12 protein-coding genes are annotated in these 16,340 nt (G+C 68.1%); 7 read left to right on the forward strand and 5 right to left on the reverse strand.

Going from position 1 to position 16,340, the window contains the following annotated elements; genetic code table 11:
* Nucleotides 1–40: 40 nt before the first annotated feature.
* A complete protein-coding gene (locus NSQ78_RS05645; protein WP_049467406.1) occupies nt 41–472 on the forward strand; it encodes an OsmC family protein in 432 nt (143 codons plus the stop codon).
* A 166-nt stretch (nt 473–638) separates the two neighbouring features.
* Here the strand turns inward: NSQ78_RS05645 and NSQ78_RS05650 are convergent, their stop codons facing one another.
* Both NSQ78_RS05650 and NSQ78_RS05655 read right to left on the reverse strand, forming a co-directional pair.
* A complete protein-coding gene (locus tag NSQ78_RS05650; protein WP_064237811.1) occupies nt 639–1,517 on the reverse strand; it encodes a PhzF family phenazine biosynthesis protein in 879 nt (292 codons plus the stop codon).
* A gap of 132 nt (nt 1,518–1,649) precedes the next feature.
* Nucleotides 1,650–2,522: a PhzF family phenazine biosynthesis protein gene (locus NSQ78_RS05655; protein ID WP_064237812.1), complete on the reverse strand. Its 873-nt coding sequence runs from the start codon at nt 2,520–2,522 to the stop codon at nt 1,650–1,652.
* Between the two features lie 75 nt (nt 2,523–2,597).
* Here NSQ78_RS05655 and NSQ78_RS05660 point away from each other — a divergent pair, with 75 nt between their 5' ends.
* From NSQ78_RS05660 to NSQ78_RS05675, 4 genes are all read left to right on the forward strand, one after another.
* Nucleotides 2,598–5,192, forward strand: coding sequence for a bifunctional aspartate kinase/diaminopimelate decarboxylase (locus NSQ78_RS05660; RefSeq protein WP_049467401.1), 2,595 nt, complete (start codon nt 2,598–2,600; stop codon nt 5,190–5,192).
* 76 nt (nt 5,193–5,268) lie between these two features.
* On the forward strand, nt 5,269–6,621 hold the full coding sequence (gene murL / locus NSQ78_RS05665) for a UDP-N-acetyl-alpha-D-muramoyl-L-alanyl-L-glutamate epimerase (RefSeq protein ID WP_064237813.1): 1,353 nt from the start codon (nt 5,269–5,271) through the stop codon (nt 6,619–6,621).
* Nucleotides 6,602–8,011: a UDP-N-acetylmuramoyl-L-alanine--D-glutamate ligase gene (murD, locus tag NSQ78_RS05670; protein ID WP_064237814.1), complete on the forward strand. Its 1,410-nt coding sequence runs from the start codon at nt 6,602–6,604 to the stop codon at nt 8,009–8,011. The genes murL and murD overlap by 20 nt, the downstream gene beginning before the upstream one ends.
* A 109-nt stretch (nt 8,012–8,120) precedes the next feature.
* On the forward strand, nt 8,121–8,654 hold the full coding sequence (locus NSQ78_RS05675) for a hypothetical protein (protein ID WP_064237815.1): 534 nt from the start codon (nt 8,121–8,123) through the stop codon (nt 8,652–8,654).
* A gap of 87 nt (nt 8,655–8,741) precedes the next feature.
* On the opposite strand, the gene NSQ78_RS05680 is transcribed toward NSQ78_RS05675, so the two are convergent.
* Nucleotides 8,742–9,335, reverse strand: a complete 594-nt coding sequence (locus NSQ78_RS05680) for an SMI1/KNR4 family protein (protein WP_064237816.1) — start codon at nt 9,333–9,335, stop codon at nt 8,742–8,744.
* Between the two features lie 134 nt (nt 9,336–9,469).
* Between NSQ78_RS05680 and NSQ78_RS05685 the strand changes: the two genes are divergently transcribed.
* Nucleotides 9,470–10,261, forward strand: coding sequence for a dienelactone hydrolase family protein (locus tag NSQ78_RS05685; RefSeq protein ID WP_064237817.1), 792 nt, complete (start codon nt 9,470–9,472; stop codon nt 10,259–10,261).
* Between the two features lie 118 nt (nt 10,262–10,379).
* On the opposite strand, the gene NSQ78_RS05690 is transcribed toward NSQ78_RS05685, so the two are convergent.
* Entirely contained in the window at nt 10,380–11,378 is a 999-nt protein-coding gene (locus NSQ78_RS05690; RefSeq protein WP_064237818.1) for a polyprenyl synthetase family protein, read from the reverse strand.
* A 214-nt stretch (nt 11,379–11,592) separates the two neighbouring features.
* Between NSQ78_RS05690 and NSQ78_RS05695 the strand changes: the two genes are divergently transcribed.
* Entirely contained in the window at nt 11,593–13,206 is a 1,614-nt protein-coding gene (locus NSQ78_RS05695; RefSeq protein ID WP_064237819.1) for an alpha-glucosidase family protein, read from the forward strand.
* 235 nt (nt 13,207–13,441) lie between these two features.
* Here NSQ78_RS05695 and NSQ78_RS05700 read toward each other — a convergent pair whose 3' ends face one another.
* Nucleotides 13,442–16,198, reverse strand: a complete 2,757-nt coding sequence (locus NSQ78_RS05700) for a TonB-dependent receptor (protein ID WP_057494194.1) — start codon at nt 16,196–16,198, stop codon at nt 13,442–13,444.
* Between the last annotated feature and the right edge of the window lie 142 nt (nt 16,199–16,340).

The following is a 16,340-nucleotide window of genomic DNA, read 5'->3' on the forward strand; positions in this document are numbered from 1 at the left end:
CGAGGGTGACCGTTCATCACCGCCACGCAGGAGCAGCACAATGGGAATCTCGCGACACGCCACCGCGCACTGGGAAGGCGATCTGAAGTCGGGCAAGGGAGCGTTGAGCACGCCGCAGAGCGGGCTGCTGGACAAGACCCGCTACGGCTTCAACAGCCGTTTTGGCGACGAAAAGGGTACCAATCCGGAAGAGCTGATCGCCGCCGCGCACGCGGGCTGCTTCACCATGGCGCTGTCGGCCAAGCTGGGCGAAGCCGGCTTCACCCCGACCTCGCTGGACACCGAGGCGAAGGTCGACCTGTCGCTGGAAGGTGGCCCGCAGCTGTCGCAGATCCGGCTGAAAGTGAAAGCGGTGGTGCCCGGCATCGACGCGGCGCAGTTCCGCGCCATTGCCGATGACGCCAAGCAGAACTGCCCGGTATCCAAGGCGCTCAGTGCGGTGCCGATCAGCCTGGAAGCCGAACTGGGCTGAGCCGAGGTAGTGCCGGTCGCTGGCCGGCAACCGCATGATGCCGAGGTCCATGTAGCAGCCGGCCAGCGTTATGGCGGCCTTCCTGGCCGCCACCCTCCGGGCCGTCGCGTCCGACGTTGGCAGCGGCTCGTGCCGCTGCCTTCGGCTCTACCGCCTCCCAGCGCGATCACCAATCAAGGGTGCCGGTAATCACCGTCTGCACCTGGCCGCCCGACCAGACCTCGCCGTCCTCATCGACCCGCAGGGTCAGGCGCGCATCGTGGCCGACCTCGCGGCCCTGGCTGACTTCGAACGGTGCACGGCCGTGGGGCAGGGCCTGGCGCAGGTCCAGCCACGCGGCCAGCACTGCATTGGCAGCACCCGAGGCGGCGTCCTCGAAGCGCCGGCCATTGCCGACGAAGGCACGCACGGCCAGGTCGAATCCCTCGCGGCCATCGCTGAAGGCATAGGTGAACACGCCCATGCTGTCGGTGGACTCGGCCAGCGCCGCCACCGCGTCCCAGTCCGGGCGCAGAGCGCGCAACGCCGCTTCATTGGCTACCTGCACCAGCCACCAGCTGCGTCCGCCCTGCATCCGCGCCGGCGGCAGTGTGCCCAGCGGCCAGTCCTTCAGCGCCGCCTGCAGGCGCGGGTCGGTGGCCTCGGCGATCTCCGCCAGCTGCGCGCGCGGGGTGCGGATGGCGATGCGCTGCTGCGCGCCCTCGCCGCTGACGCGCAGGGGCAGGGCGCCGGCAATGCCGTCCTGCACCAGCACGCCATCCACGGCTTTGGCCAAGCCTGCCTGCAGCACCGCATGCGCCGTGCCGACGCTGGGGTGCCCGGCGAACGGCACTTCCTTCTGCGGGCTGAACATGCGCAGCCGGTAGCTGGCACCGGCGGCCTGCGGCGGGAAAACGAAGGTGGTTTCGGGCAGGCGCGTCCAGCGCGCGATGGCCTGCATGCTGGCGTCGTCCAGGCCCTCGGCATCGAGTACCACGGCCAGCGGGTTGCCGGCACCGGCGCGCGGGGAGAACACATCCAGCTGCAGGAAACGGCGGGTGGTCATCGGGGAGGAACTCCAGTAAACAGGTGGCATAGCGTAGCGCGGGGCACCAAATAGGGGACGGAGGGAATTAAGTCGCTTTTGCCCCATCTGCCATAAGCGACTTAATTCCCTCCGTCCCCTTTTTTTCGTGCGCTACCAGCGGACGCGGCCGTCGATGACCGGCTGCACCTGGCCGCCGATCCAGACCGTGCCCTGCGCATCCACCTCGACGTGTACGCGGCCATCGCGGCCGACTTCGCGGCCCTGGCTGGCAATGTAGCGGCCCTCGACGCCGGGCAGGGCATTGCGCTGCCGCAGCCAGGCGCCTATCAGCGCGTTGGCGCTGCCGGTGACCGGATCTTCCGGCACGCTGGCGGCATCGGCCGGGCAGAATGCGCGCACCACGCGGGCGTGGCCGCTGCCGGCCTCGTCGGCGAACACCGCCACGCCGGTGGCGTCGGTGGCCAGGCTCCAGTCGCGCAGGGCAGCCATGTCCGGTGCCAGCCCGCGCACGGCAGCGGCGTCGCGCAGCGGCAGCAGCCACCAGCGTGCGCCGTTGTCCCAGAGTTCGGGGACGTGCCCGCGGGCGGCCAGTGCCAGCAGTGCCTCAGGTGCCCCCTCTGCGGCCGTCGGCAGCTGCCGCGCCGGCGGGCTGGCCAGCTGGATCTCCAGTGCCCTGGCCGGGCCGCTCACCCGCACCGGCAACAGTCCCGCCGCGCATTGCTGCAGCAGGGCGCCATCACGCGGCCGGGCCAGCTCGCAGGTCACCGCCGCCCAGGCCGCGCCGACGCTCGGGTGGCCGGCGAACGCCAGCTCGCGGGTCGGGGTGAAGATGCGGATGTGGTAGTCGGCGCCGGGCACGCTGGGGCGCAGGAAGAACACGGTCTCGGACAGGTTCAGCCAAGCGGCCAGGGCCTGCATCTGGCTGCTGGAGAGCGCGTCGGCGTCCAGGATCGCGCCCAGCGGATTGCCGGTGCCGGGGCGGGGGGCGAAGACATCGAGCTGCAGGTAACGAAGGACGGCCATCTACGGAGGTATTGCGCTTAGAATCAAAGGTTCCGCCCCCAAGGGCGGCTTCCCCACATTCTACATAGCCAATCCATGTCAGCTTCCCCCCTTGTCGATCGTTGGATCGTACTGAAGTTCGGCGGCACCTCGGTGTCGCGTCGTCACCGCTGGGACACGATCGGGAAGCTGGCGAAAAAACGCGCGGAAGAGACCGGCTCGCGCGTGCTGGTGGTGGTGTCGGCGCTGTCCGGTGTCACCAACGAACTGACCGCGATTGCCGATGGTGCGCCCGACAGCCGGGACCGGGTGGCAGCGCTGGTCGAACGCCATGAAGGCTTCCTGGCCGAGCTGGGCCTGGGCCGCGAGGTGCTGGCCGAGCGCCTGGCGGCGCTGCAGGGCCTGCTCGACGATGCGCGCGCGGCCACCCGTCCGCTCGCCTGGCAGGCCGAAGTGCTGGGCCAGGGTGAGCTGCTGTCGTCGACCCTGGGCGCGGCCTACCTGCACGCCTCGGGCCTGGACATGGGCTGGATGGACGCGCGCCAGTGGCTGGACGCAATGCCGCCGCAGCCGAACCAGAGCGAGTGGTCGCAGCGCCTGTCGGTGAACTGCCAGTGGCGCGCCGACGCGGAGTGGATGCAGCGCTTCCGCGCGCAGCCGACCCGCCTGCTGATCACCCAGGGCTTCATTTCGCGGCATGCCGACGGCGGTACCGCCATTCTCGGCCGCGGTGGCTCGGATACCTCGGCGGCGTATTTCGGCGCGCTGCTCGGCGCCAGCCGCGTGGAGATCTGGACCGATGTGCCGGGCATGTTCAGTGCGAATCCGCGCGACGTGCCCGACGCGCGCCTGCTGACCCGGCTGGACTATTACGAGGCGCAGGAAATCGCCACGACTGGTGCGAAGGTGCTGCACCCGCGCTCGATCAAGCCGTGCCGCGACGCCGGCGTGCCGATGGCCATCCTCGATACCGAGCGCCCGGAACTGCCGGGTACCAGCATCGATGGCAGCGCCGCACCGGTACCTGGCGTAAAGGCGATCAGCCGCCGCAACGGCATCGTGCTGGTGTCGATGGAAGGCATCGGCATGTGGCAGCAGGTCGGCTTCCTGGCCGATGTGTTCAACCTGTTCAAGAAGCACGGCCTGTCGGTGGACCTGATCGGTTCGGCCGAAACCAACGTCACCGTGTCGCTGGACCCGTCCGAGAACCTGGTCAACACCGATGTGCTGGCCGCCTTGTCGGCCGACCTGTCGCAGATCTGCAAGGTGAAGGTGATCGTGCCGTGCGCGGCGATCACCCTGGTCGGCCGTGGCATGCGTTCGCTGCTGCACAAGCTGTCGGACGTGTGGGCCACGTTCGGCCGCGAACGCGTGCACATGATTTCTCAATCGTCCAACGACCTGAACCTGACCTTCGTCATCGACGAGGCCGATGCCGATGGCCTGCTGCCGATCCTGCATGCCGAGCTGATCGACAGCGGTGCGATGCCGGTGGAAGAAACCGAAGTGTTCGGCCCGCGCTGGCGCGAGATTGCCGGCACCGTGCGCCCGCGCGGCACGCCGTGGTGGCGCGGCCAGCGTGCGCACCTGCTGCAGCTGGCCGATGCCGGTACGCCGCGCTACGTCTACCACCTGCCGACGGTGCGCGCCCGCGCCCGCGCGCTGGCCGCGATCAAGCCGATCGACCAGCGCTACTACGCGATCAAGGCCAACAGCCACCCGGCCATCCTGCAGCTGCTGGAAGCGGAGGGCTTCGGCCTGGAGTGCGTGTCGCACGGCGAGCTCAAGCATGTGTTCCAGCACCTGCCGGAGCTGTCGCCGCGGCGCGTGCTGTTCACTCCCAGCTTCTGCCCGCGCAGCGAGTACGAGGCGGCGTTCGCCCTGGGCGTGACCGTGACCGTCGACAACGTGGAAGCGCTGCAGCGCTGGCCGGACCTGTTCCGCAACCGCGAGCTGTGGCTGCGCGTCGACCTGGGCCGGGGCGAAGGCCACCATGCCAAGGTCCGCACCGGCGGCAAGGATTCCAAGTTCGGCCTGCCGATCGCCCGCGTGGACGAGTTCGTGCGCGCGGCCACCGAGCTGGGCAGCCGCGTGGTCGGCCTGCATGCACACTTGGGCAGCGGCGTGGAAACCGCGCAGCACTGGCGCCTGATGTGCGATGAGCTGGCCGGTTTCGCCCGCCGCATCGGCAGCGTGCAGACCATCGACATCGGTGGCGGCCTGCCGATTCCGTACAGCGACGAAGACGAGCCGTTCGACCTGGACGCCTGGGCCGAGGGCCTGGCCGAGGTCAAGGCGCTGCACCCGGCATTCCGCCTGGCGATCGAGCCGGGTCGCTACCTGGTGGCCGAATCGGGCGTGCTGCTGACCCATGCCACCCAGGTGGTGGAGAAGGACGGCGTGCGCCGCGTGGGCCTGGATGCCGGCATGAACACGTTGATGCGCCCGGCGCTGTACGACGCCTGGCATGACATCGAGAACCTCAGCCGGCAGGGGGGGTATGCCGAAGCGGCGTTCGATGTGGTCGGGCCGATCTGCGAATCCAGCGATGTGTTCGGCAAGCGCCGCAAGCTGCCGGTGTCCACTGCGCCGGACGACGTGATGCTGATCGCCGATGCCGGTGCCTACGGCTATGTGATGGCCAACACCTACAACCAGCGGGCGATGCCGCGCGAAGACGTGATCGAGTGATTGCCTTCCGCACCCTGCACCCGCCCACCGACACGTCCCGCGCGCATGCGCGGGCCTGTGCCTGACCGGATACACCATGACTGCTTTCGACAAACACCAGGTTTCCCGCTTCCGCTTCGTCCGCTGCGACTTCGCTGCGGATACCGGCGTGGCCCGGCTGGTCTACGCCTTCGATGACGGCCCGGAGATGGTGGAGACCATCACCGTGCCCGGCGCCCCGTTCGTGCTGGACCCGGCGCGTGCGGCAGCGGTGCAGCGCGCGCTGCAGCTGCTGCACCTGATCGCCGGCGTCAGCTACTACAAGGCCGGCGTACCGGATACGGTCAGCATCGACAGCTACAGCATCGATGCCGATACCGCCGCGTTGGTGGAGACCATTTACCTCAACGGCCTGGGCGAATTCGCCTACCGCAACGGCCTGAACCTGCGCGGCCGCTTCCGGTTGCCGGTGCAGGGCGAGGCCGTGCACGCGCCGGCGCTGGGCCTGCAGCCGCACGCGCTGGTGGCCATCGGCGGCGGCAAGGATTCGCTGGTCAGCATCGAAGCGCTGCGCCGTGCCGGCGTGGACGAGACGGTGACCTGGATCGGTGGCTCGCAGCTGATCCGTGCGTGCGCCGAGCGCACCGGCCTGCCGACATTGAACCTGGGCCGTACGCTGGCACCGGAGCTGTTCGAGCTGAACCGCCAGGGCGCCTGGAACGGCCATATCCCGGTGACGGTGGTGAACTCGGCGATCATGGTGCTGGCCGCGTTGCTGCACGGCGTGGACCAGGTCGTGTTCTCCAACGAGCGCTCGGCCAGCTACGGCAGCCAGATTCCAGGCACCGGCGAAGTGAATCACCAGTGGTCCAAGGGCTGGGCCTGCGAGCAGGCGTTCGGCAGCCATGTGCAGAAGTACGTGGCGGCCGACCTGCAGTACTACTCGCTGCTGCGCCCGATGTCCGAGCTGGCGGTGGCCCGCCAGTTCGCCAAGAGTGACTTCTACGACGCGCACTTCTCCAGCTGCAACCGCAACTTCCACATCCTCGGCGAGCGCCCGGTGAACCGCTGGTGCGGCGTCTGCCCGAAGTGCCATTTCGTGTTCCTGGCGCTGGCCCCGTTCATGCCCAAGACGCGCCTGGTGCGCATCTTTGGCCGCAACCTGCTGGACGATGCCGAGCAGGCCGGTGGCTTCGATGCGCTGCTGGAATTCCAGGACCACAAGCCGTTCGAGTGCGTGGGCGAAGGCCGCGAATCGCGTGCGGCGATGGCGACGCTGGCGCAGCGCCCGGAGTGGAAGGAAGACGTGCTGGTGAAGCGCTTCTGCAATGAGATCCAGCCGCAGCTGGACGCCGCCGAACTGGAACTGGCACCGCTGCTGCAACTGCAGGGCGAGCACCGCGTTCCGGCCGCGCTGTGGGAACGGGTGCGTGAAGATTTCGAAGCTTGAGGGAAAGCGCGTTGCGCTGTGGGGATGGGGCCGTGAGGGCCGCGCCGCGTTTGCGGTGCTGCGCACGCGCCTGCCCACGCTGGCATTGAGCCTGTTCTGCCCGGCGTCCGAGGTCGAAGCGGCGCGTGCGGAAACGCAGGGTGCGCTGGACGTTCGCGGTGAGCCGTCGGCCGAGGCGCTGGCGGCGTTCGACGTGGTGATCAAATCGCCCGGCATCAGTCCCTACCAGCCGATCGCGCTGCAAGCAGTGGAGCAGGGCACCACCTTCATCGGTGGCACCGCGCTGTGGTTTGCCGAGCATGCAGGTGCTGATGGCATCGTGCGCGACACCGTGTGCGTGACCGGTACCAAGGGCAAGAGCACCACTACCGCGCTGGTCGCGCACCTGCTGCGCGCGGCCGGCCACCGCACCGGCCTGGTCGGCAACATCGGCCTGCCGCTGCTGGAAGTGCTGGATCCACAGCCCGCGCCCGAGTACTGGGCGGTGGAGTTGTCCAGCTACCAGACCGGTGAGGTGGCACGCAGTGGCGCCCATCCGCAGGTGGCGGTGGTGCTGAACCTGTTCCCGGAACACCTGGACTGGCACGGCAGCGAACAGCGTTACATCGAGGACAAGCTGCGGCTGGTGACGGAAGCCGCACCGCGCATCGCCGTGCTCAATGCCGCCGATCCGCACCTGGCTGCGCTGTCGCTGCCCGAGAGTGAGGTGGTCTGGTTCAACCAGCCGCAGGGCTGGCACATGCGCGGCGACGTCGTGCATCGCGGCGAACACGCCGTGTTCGATACCCGCAACACACCGCTGCCGGGCCGCCACAACCGCGGCAACCTGTGCGCGGTGCTGGCCGCGCTGGAGGCACTGGGCCTGGACGCGGTGGCGCTGGCACCGGCGGTGCAGGATTTCCGCCCGCTGCCGAACCGCCTGCAGCGCATCGGCGTGGCGAAGGGCCTGACCTACGTCAACGATTCGATCAGCACCACGCCGCATGCCAGCCTGGCTGCGCTGGAGTGCTTCGCCGGCCAGCGCATCGCGCTGCTGGTGGGCGGGCATGACCGTGGCCTGGACTGGACCGATTTCATGCAGCACATGGCGCACGATGTGCCGCCGGTGGAGATCGTGACCATGGGCAGCAACGGCCCGCGCATCCACGCGATGCTGCAGCCGCTGGCCGATGCCGGTCGCTTCGGCCTGCATGCGGCGGGCGATCTTGCCGAGGCGATGGCGCTGGCGCGTGCCGCGCTGGGCGAGCAGGGCGGGGTCGTGCTGCTGTCACCGGGCGCGCCGAGCTTCGGGGCCTACCGCGACTACGTGGCGCGCGGACGTCATTTCGCCGCGCTGGCTGGATTCGATCCGGACAGCATCAGTGCGATCCCGGGGTTGGGCATCGCCTGATCCGCCGGATCGGGGGCGGATCCCTTTCCGCAGGAAAGGGCTCTGCCCCCCCATCCACGCACGGCGTGGATCTACCATGGGCCCTTCCAGGACGGATCGAGAAGCCCGCATGTGTACCTTCATCACCCTGTTCCTGCCCGCATTGTTCTCGCACGCTGAAGCCGCCGCGATCATGGAGCGCAGCGGACGGCGCCTGTTTGCGCAGGATTCGCCCAGCCTGCTGGCGGCCACCGGTCCCGGCTGGCAGCCCTGGCTGAGCGCGGGCCACTGCGATTGCGGTACGGCGCTGGCCTCGTCGCATGGCGAGCGGGAGTGGAAGGGCGATGCCGAACGCTGGCGGAAGAAGGGCTGGAGCGCGGCGAAGATCGCCCGTGCGCTGGCCGAGCAGCGGGCACGACAGGAACGGGATCAGCAGGAACGTCGCGATGACGCCCTGGCCGACGCCGGCCACTGGCTGCAGCGTATCGACGCGCTGTTGCAGGCTGGGGCCGCGCGCATCGGCCTGCTGGTACGCGACTACGACGGTTCCGTGGGAGCCCGGCAGCCGAAGCCGCCGGAACGCCACTGGCCGCGCGCGCACCTGGCGGCGTCGGATCTGCTGGCATTCGAGCCGGGCGCGTTGCACTGGATCGAACGCGGGTAGTGCCGGCCGCTGGCCGGCAACCTGCGGAGAAATTCATCCGCGCATAGCGTGGCTCCACTGTAGCGCCGAGCCCACGCTCGGCTGCCTTCATTCGTCTTCGTCGATGAACGCGTAATCGCCGTCAATCAGCTGCTGCAGGTAGGCATCGAAGCTGGGCGCGATCACCGCGTAGCTGTCCGGATCGTGCAGGTAGCGCACCACCTGGCCGACCGTACCGCCCGGTGCGGGATCGAAATCCAGGTACAGCATCGAGGTGCCGCCATTGTTCATGCAGTGCGAGAAGCACAGCCGGCGGCTCATCGGCAGATCGGCGTCGATGCCCTTGCCTAGGATCTCCGGCTCGTCATCCAGCCATTCTTCATAGATGGAACGGATGCTGTCGTCCCACTGCCGCTGGTCCTCGAAGATCTGTGCGACCGAGCGCAGGTAGTACGGATAGCCGCCGTCCTCAACGTCCGAGCCGAGCATCAGCACGCAGACCTCGCCGCCGGGGTACTCGCGGAAGTGGGTGCCATCCACGCGCGACAGCAGTTCCACCAGGCTGTCCGGCACCTGCGGCCACTGCACGCGCAGGCGCTGCAGGTCTTCGGCGCTGGCGCCCTGCACATGGGCCCACTGCGGGGCATCGTCGGCAGACAGGCGCGGGATCAGGCCAGACAGAAAGCGGTCAACAACGTTCATGCGGAAAAAAGGGGACGGAGGGGATTAAGTCGTATCCAACCACACCTGCGTCACGTCGCCAATGCAGAATGCGACGCGGGAGGGGCAAATGCGGCTTAATCCCCTCCGTCCCCTTTTTCTTGCGGAGCAGGCGCATGAATCGTTGGCGATGCGGTGTTGCGGTGATGCTGGGGCTGGCGGCGATGCCGGCGTGGGCGGCAATGAAGACCCAGCCGGTGGAGTGGAAACACCAGGGCACGACCTTCAGTGGCGTGCTGGTCTATGACGATGGCGAGCACGGGAAGCGTCCGGGCCTGGTGATGGTGCCGAACTGGAAGGGTGTGAACGAGTCGGCCATCGAGAAGGCCAAGCAGCTGGCCGGCGACGACTACGTGGTGCTGGTGGCCGATGTCTACGGCAAGGGCGTGCGGCCGAAGACCGATGCCGAGGCCGGGCCGGTGGCGACCAAGCTGCGCAACGACCGGCCGCTGCTGCGCGCACGTGCGCTGGAAGCGGTGAACGTGCTCAAGGCCCAGGCCGGCAAGGTGCCGCTGGATGCCAGCCGGATCGGTGCGGTGGGCTTCTGTTTCGGTGGCACCACGGTGCTGGAACTGGCTCGCGCCGGTGCGCCATTGGCCGGTGTGGTCAGCCTGCACGGCGGGCTGGGTTCGCCGCTGCCGGCGCAGGCCGGTGGCAGCCACCCGTCGGTGCTGGTGCTCAACGGCGCCGACGACAAGAGCGTGACCGCCGAGGACATCGCTGGTTTCCAGAAGGAAATGGATGCGGCCAAGGTCGATTGGGAGTTCACCAACTACAGCGGTGCGGTGCACTGCTTCGCCGAGCGCGATGCCAACAGCCCGCCGGGGTGCCAGTACAACGAGCGGGCGGCGAAGCGCGCGTGGAAGGCGCTGGATGAATTCTTCGAGGAACGTTTCGAGAAACGCTGATCGGTGCAGCGGTAGTGCCGGCCGCTGGCCGGCATTCCCGTGGCATCGGCAGCCTCAGGAGGTTGTACCAGCGGCCGGCACTACAATGCGGTCGATGCGAGGGGGCGGCACGGAAACATCAATGCGAGCGCTGCACCGCGTAGCGTGCCAGGCCACGCAGGGCGGCCACGGCATCGTTGTCGCCCAGGCCATCGAGCGCGCGCTCGGCGGCCTCGGCATATTCCTCGGCACGCGCGCGGCTGTACTCCAGGCCGCCGGTAGCACGGATCGCGGCCAGCACTTCCGGCATCGCCGAGGCGTCGCCGTCCTGCACGATGGTGCGCAGGCGTTCGCGGGTAGCGTCGTCGGAGTGGGCCATCGCGTGGATCAGCGGCAGCGTGGCCTTGCCCTCGGCGAGGTCGTCGCCCAGGTTCTTGCCCAGCTCCTCGGCGTTGGCCGAGTAGTCCAGCACGTCGTCGGCAATCTGGAACGCATAGCCCAGGTGCATGCCGTAGTCGAACAGGGCCTGCTGGGTCGCCTCATCCACGCCGCTGGCCAGCGCGCCCAGGCGGGTGCCGGCGGCGAACAGCACCGCGGTCTTGCGCTCGATCACGCGCAGGTAGGCGGCTTCGTCGGTATCCGGGTTGTGCACGTGCAGCAGCTGCAGCACTTCACCCTCGGCGATGCGGTTGGTGGCATCGGCCAGGATCTGCATCACCGGCATGCGCTCCAGCTCGACCATCAACTGGAAGCTGCGCGAGTACAGGAAGTCGCCGACCAGCACGCTGGGCGCGTTGCCCCACAGCGCGTTGGCGGTGCTGCGGCCGCGGCGCAGGCTGGATTCGTCCACCACGTCGTCGTGCAGCAGGGTCGAGGTATGGATGAACTCGATGATCGCCGCCAGCTGGTGGTGTTCCGGGCCGGCCTGGCCGACCGCATGGCCGGCCAGCATCACCAGCATCGGGCGCAGGCGTTTGCCGCCGGCGGAAATGATGTGGTCGGCGATCTGGTTGATCAGCACGACGTCCGAGGACAGCCGGCGCCGGATCAGGGTGTCGACGGCGGCCATGTCGGCCGCGGCAAGCGACTGGATCTGGGGCAGGCCCAGGGCGGGACGGGTGTCTTCGGTGATGGTCATGCGATCAGGCTTTCAGGCTCACCACTGATTATAGGCGCTGGCCGTGAATTCGGGCGCAAACCGGCCCGCGCGGCAATTCCAGCCCGGCCTGCGCGGCCCTCCGCGTGAATACGTATGCAGGTTGCGCCATGCCCGGGAGCCCGCCGCTAAGCTTGCCGGATCAGGATTTCGGCCCGCTGCCGGCGGGTCCCGCATGCCCGGAGGGGGGCTGTCGATGTCGCACTATCCATGGTGGCGCGGAGCCGTCATCTATCAGATCTACCCGCGCAGTTACCTCGATGCCAACGGCGATGGCGTGGGCGATCTGCCCGGCATCATCCAGCGCCTGGACCACATTGCCGCGCTGGGCGTGGATGCAATCTGGATCTCGCCGTTCTTCAGGTCGCCGATGGCCGACTTCGGCTACGACATCGCCGATTACCGCGACGTTGATCCGCTGTTCGGCAGCCTGGACGACTTCGACCGCCTGTTGGCCAAGGCCCACGGCCTGGGCCTGAAGGTGATGATCGACCAGGTGCTGAGCCACACCTCGATCGAGCATGCCTGGTTCCGCGAGAGCCGCCAGGACCGCAGCAACCCGAAGGCCGACTGGTACGTCTGGGCCGACCCGCGCGAGGACGGCACGCCCCCCAACAACTGGCTGTCGCTGTTCGGCGGCTGCGCCTGGCAGTGGGAGCCGCGCCGCGAGCAGTACTACCTGCACAACTTCCTGGTCGACCAGCCGGACCTGAACTTCCATCACCCGGACGTGCAGCAGGCCACCCTGGACAACGTGCGCTTCTGGCTCGACCGCGGTGTGGATGGCTTCCGCCTGGATGCGATCAACTTCTGCTTCCATGACGCGCAGTTGCGCGACAACCCGGCCAAGCCTGCCGACAAGCGGGTGGGCCGCGGCTTCAGCCCGGACAACCCGTACGCCTACCAGTACCACTACTACAACAACACCCAGCCGGAGAACCTGCCGTTCCTGGAGCGCCTGCGCGCGCTGCTCGACCAGTATCCGGGGGCGGTCAGTCTGGGCGAGATCTCCTCGGAGGATTCACTGGCGACCACGGCCGAGTACACCCGCGATGGCCGCCTGCACATGGGCTACAGCTTCGAGCTGCTGGTGGACGACTACAGCGCCGCTTACATCCGCGATACGGTCTCGCGCCTGGAAGCGGCAATGACCGAAGGCTGGCCGTGCTGGGCGGTGTCCAACCACGATGTGGAGCGCGCGGTCAGCCGCTGGGGCGGCCACCCCGCCGACCCGCGCCTGGCGCGGATGCTGGTGGCGATGCTGTGCTCGCTGCGCGGTTCGGTCTGCCTGTACCAGGGCGAGGAGCTGGGCCTGGCCGAGGCCGAGGTGCCGTTCGAGGCCCTGCAGGACCCCTATGGCATCACCTTCTGGCCGAATTTCAAGGGCCGTGACGGCTGCCGTACCCCGCTGCCGTGGACCGATGCACCGCTGGCCGGCTTCACCACCGGCCAGCCCTGGCTGCCGATCCCGGCCGAACACCGGGCCGCGGCGGTCGCCGTGCAGGAGCGCGACCCGCATTCGGTGCTGGCGGCGTTCCGCGCGTTTCTGGCCTGGCGGCATACCCAGCCGGCCCTCCTGCACGGCAGCATCAGATTTCTTGAAAGCGCCGAGCCTGTGCTGCTGTTCGAGCGTATGCTTGCAGATGAAACCCTCCTGCTGGCCTTCAACCTGTCGGCCGAGGCGGTGAGTCATCCGCTGCCGCCGGGTAACTGGCAGCAGGTGGCGGTGCCGGGCCCGGATGCGGGCACGGTGCAGGGCAATGAACTCCAGCTGCCGCCGCGCGCGGTGTATTGCGCCCGACGCAGCTGACCGTTTTCTCCGGTGGCGGTACTTGCGGGGACGGGGCCGAAGTGCCCCGTCCCTTTTTTGTGGGTAGGTTCCGGCGAAAGGCATCCACGGAAAAGAAAACCCGCTGCCTGCGCAGCGGGTTTCCGGTCCTGCTCCCTTTGTGTTGCCGGCCAGCGGCCGGCGCTACCGTGTCCATGTTGCCGGCCAGCGGCCGGCACTACCGGGTCCGGGGTGCCGGGCAGGGCCCGGCGCTACCTCAGAACTTGTAGTTCACGCCCAGCATGTAGGTGCGGCCCCACTCGATGTACTCCAGCGGGCGGTCCTTGCTGCCGGCGTAGGTGCGGTACGGCTCGTTGGTCAGGTTGCTGCCCTGCAGCAGCAGGGTGAGACCGCGCAGGGTGCTGCTGTCGCTGAAGGTGTAGCTGATCTGCGCGTCGGTCACGTTCTCGCCGACCACGTAGCGCAGGCTGCGGTTGCCGTTGAAGTTGCCGATCTCGCCGATGAAGTCCGAACGGCGGCGCTGGCTGACGCGTGCTTCAAAGCCACTGCGCTCGTAGTAGGCGGTGAAGTTGTACACGCGCTTGGACAGCCCCGGCAGGCTGATCGGATCGCTGCCGACGCTGGACGCGCTTTCCGGGTCCAGGATGGTGATGTCGCTCTTGTTGAAGGTCGCGCTGGCCTGCAGGCCGAAGCCACGCAGGTTGTCGGTCAGCATGTCCAGCGGGAACGATGCGGTCAGCTCCAGGCCCTTCAGCGTGCCGCCCTTGCCGTTCTGCGGCGCGGAGAAGGTGCCGGTGGTCAGCACCGGCACGGTCATGCCCGGCGGTGGTACGTAGCTGCCGAGCAGCGCGGTGAAGTCGTAGTTGTCGACCGACTGGGTGTAGACGTAGCTCTTCAGGTCCTTGTAGAAGATCGCGGCGGCGACGTAGGCCTTCTCGCCGAAGTACTTCTCGTAGGACAGGTCCAGCGCGGTGGCGCGCCACGGGTCCAGCAACGGGTTGCCGCCACTGCCGCCGGGGCGGCCGGTGGCGGTATCCACGCCGAACTCCAGGCCGGCACGCATCTGGTCCACGCGCGGCCGCGCAACCTGCTTGGCGGCGGCGAAACGCAGGGTCTGCTGGTGCGGGAACATGAAGGCCAGGTTCAGGCTCGGCAGCCAGTCATTGTAGGTGCGGCCGTTCGAGTACGGCTGCACGTTGTTGCCGGCCGACTGCGAGCTGTCCCAGTAGCGCGAATCCGAGCTCTGGTCGGTGTGCTGCATCTGCACGCCGATGTTGCCGCGCACGCCGACTTCGCCGATGTCGGTGTTGATGTTCAGGCGCGCCCAGGCGGTGGTGATCTTCTCCTGCACCGTCCACGACTTGGGAATCAGGTAGTCCAGGTTGTCGACCGGGTTGAAGGTCATGTAGCGGCCGACCGCGGCCGGCACGTTCCAGGCCGGGATGGTGCCGAGGCCGGCGAAGCCGAGGTTGACCGGGCGGTACTGCAGGTCCGAGGCGATGTTGGCATCGCCCTGCGCACCGAGCAGGATGTTGCCTTCGGACTGGGTCTTCACCTTGCGGCGGTCGGCGTAGTTCACGCCGATGTCGATGTCCGGCGCCCAGGAGGCGATGGCATCGGGCAGGGCGATGGTGGCGGCCAGCTTGCCGCCCTTCAGGCGGTCTTCCACCTGCGGCACCTTGCCATAGCCGGAACCGTAGATGGTGTTGGTCAGGAACAACGCATCGGGATTGGAGTAGTTCAGGCCCGGGCGGATCTGCGAGAAGCCGTCCTGGCGGATCGTCACGCCGATCGTGTCCAGCTGCGGCATCGGGGTCAGCTGCAGGTTGTTTTCCAGGTTCAGCTCATCGCGCGTGGCCTTGGAGTAGTTCAGGTCGGCGACCAGCTTGACGCCACCGAAGTTGAACTCGTTGTTCCAGCCGAACGCATCGATCTTGTCCTTGCGCTTGTTGTACATGCCACGCACCAGCGGATACACGCCGCTGGCGGTGCCGCCGGTGAACGAGCCGTTGGCGTTGATCTGCGGGTTGCTGATCAACAGGCCCGGCGTATAGCCGCCGTTGTAGTTGCTCAGGTTGAGCTCGAACTGGTTGGCGGTGTCGATCTGCTCGGCTTCGGTGTGGAACGCATCGAAGGTGCTGGTCCAGCTGTTGTTCGGGCGGAACTGGATGGTGGCCATCACGCCGTCACGCTTGTTGTTGCCGGTGCGGCGCAGCGCCTTGATGCCATCGGAGAAGTAGGTGCCGGCACCCACGCCCGGGCGGTCGCCCTTGTCGGTGTGCTCGGTGGTCCACGGCTCGTACAGGCCGACCTGGTTCTCCTGGATCGGCATGTCGCTGTGCGCGTAGCCGATGGCGATGCCCAGCGTCTTGTCCAGGAACTGGTCGATGTAGCTGGCGCTGAAGCGGTTGCCGTACGGATCGGTGTTGGCGGCGCGGCCCAGCGAGCTCTTCTGGTAGCGGCCACTGACCGCGATCACGCGCTCGCCGAAGCTGAGCGGGCGCGCCGTCTGCATGTCGATGGTGCCCGACAGGCCTTGGCCGACCAGCGCCGCATCCGGGGTCTTGTACACGGTCACGCCGTTGACCAGTTCGGACGGGTACTGGTCGAACTCGACGCCGCGGTTGTCGCCGGTGCTGACCACTTCGCGGCCATTGAGCAGGGTGGTGGCGAAGTCCGGCGACAGGCCGCGCACGCTGATCACCTGCGCACGTCCGGCGACGCGCTGTGCGGCCAGGCCGGGCAGGCGCGAGATGGACTCGGCGATGCTGACGTCGGGCAGCTTGCCGATGTCTTCGGCGGAGATCGCCTCGACCACCGAGGTGGCGTCCTGCTTGACCGCGATCGCGCTCTCGATGCCGCGGCGGATGCCGGTGACCTGCACCGTATCGAGGTTGGTGGCGGCGGTGCCGGCCGGCGTGGTGGTGTTTTGCGTGGACTGTGCCGACGCCAGTGTCGGCGCCAGGACAACGGCCAGCGCGATGCTCAGCGCGCTGCGCTTGTGGTTCAACATTTTCCCCTCCCAGGCAATGTTGCAGATCGATTTGTGAGCGTTCCGGCGGGGCCGTGAACGTGCGACGCGGTGGCCGCTGTCGTCGCCGCTATGGTAGGCAGCGCATTCTTCGCGGGAATCACCCTGCATACGTATTCAATGG

Origin of the sequence: Stenotrophomonas sp. FSL W7-1447 (assembly GCF_037966425.1) — a bacterium.
Lineage (GTDB): Bacteria > Pseudomonadota > Gammaproteobacteria > Xanthomonadales > Xanthomonadaceae > Stenotrophomonas > Stenotrophomonas pavanii.

Coding starts and splice junctions, on each gene's coding strand:
- NSQ78_RS05645 (WP_049467406.1), top strand. CDS start 41: ATGGGAATCTCGCGACACGCCACCGCGCACTGGGAAGGCGATCTGAAG.
- NSQ78_RS05650 (WP_064237811.1), bottom strand. CDS start 1,517: ATGACCACCCGCCGTTTCCTGCAGCTGGATGTGTTCTCCCCGCGCGCC.
- NSQ78_RS05655 (WP_064237812.1), bottom strand. CDS start 2,522: ATGGCCGTCCTTCGTTACCTGCAGCTCGATGTCTTCGCCCCCCGCCCC.
- NSQ78_RS05660 (WP_049467401.1), top strand. CDS start 2,598: ATGTCAGCTTCCCCCCTTGTCGATCGTTGGATCGTACTGAAGTTCGGC.
- murL (WP_064237813.1), top strand. CDS start 5,269: ATGACTGCTTTCGACAAACACCAGGTTTCCCGCTTCCGCTTCGTCCGC.
- NSQ78_RS05675 (WP_064237815.1), top strand. CDS start 8,121: ATGTGTACCTTCATCACCCTGTTCCTGCCCGCATTGTTCTCGCACGCT.
- NSQ78_RS05680 (WP_064237816.1), bottom strand. CDS start 9,335: ATGAACGTTGTTGACCGCTTTCTGTCTGGCCTGATCCCGCGCCTGTCT.
- NSQ78_RS05685 (WP_064237817.1), top strand. CDS start 9,470: ATGAATCGTTGGCGATGCGGTGTTGCGGTGATGCTGGGGCTGGCGGCG.
- NSQ78_RS05690 (WP_064237818.1), bottom strand. CDS start 11,378: ATGACCATCACCGAAGACACCCGTCCCGCCCTGGGCCTGCCCCAGATC.
- NSQ78_RS05695 (WP_064237819.1), top strand. CDS start 11,593: ATGTCGCACTATCCATGGTGGCGCGGAGCCGTCATCTATCAGATCTAC.
- NSQ78_RS05700 (WP_057494194.1), bottom strand. CDS start 16,198: ATGTTGAACCACAAGCGCAGCGCGCTGAGCATCGCGCTGGCCGTTGTC.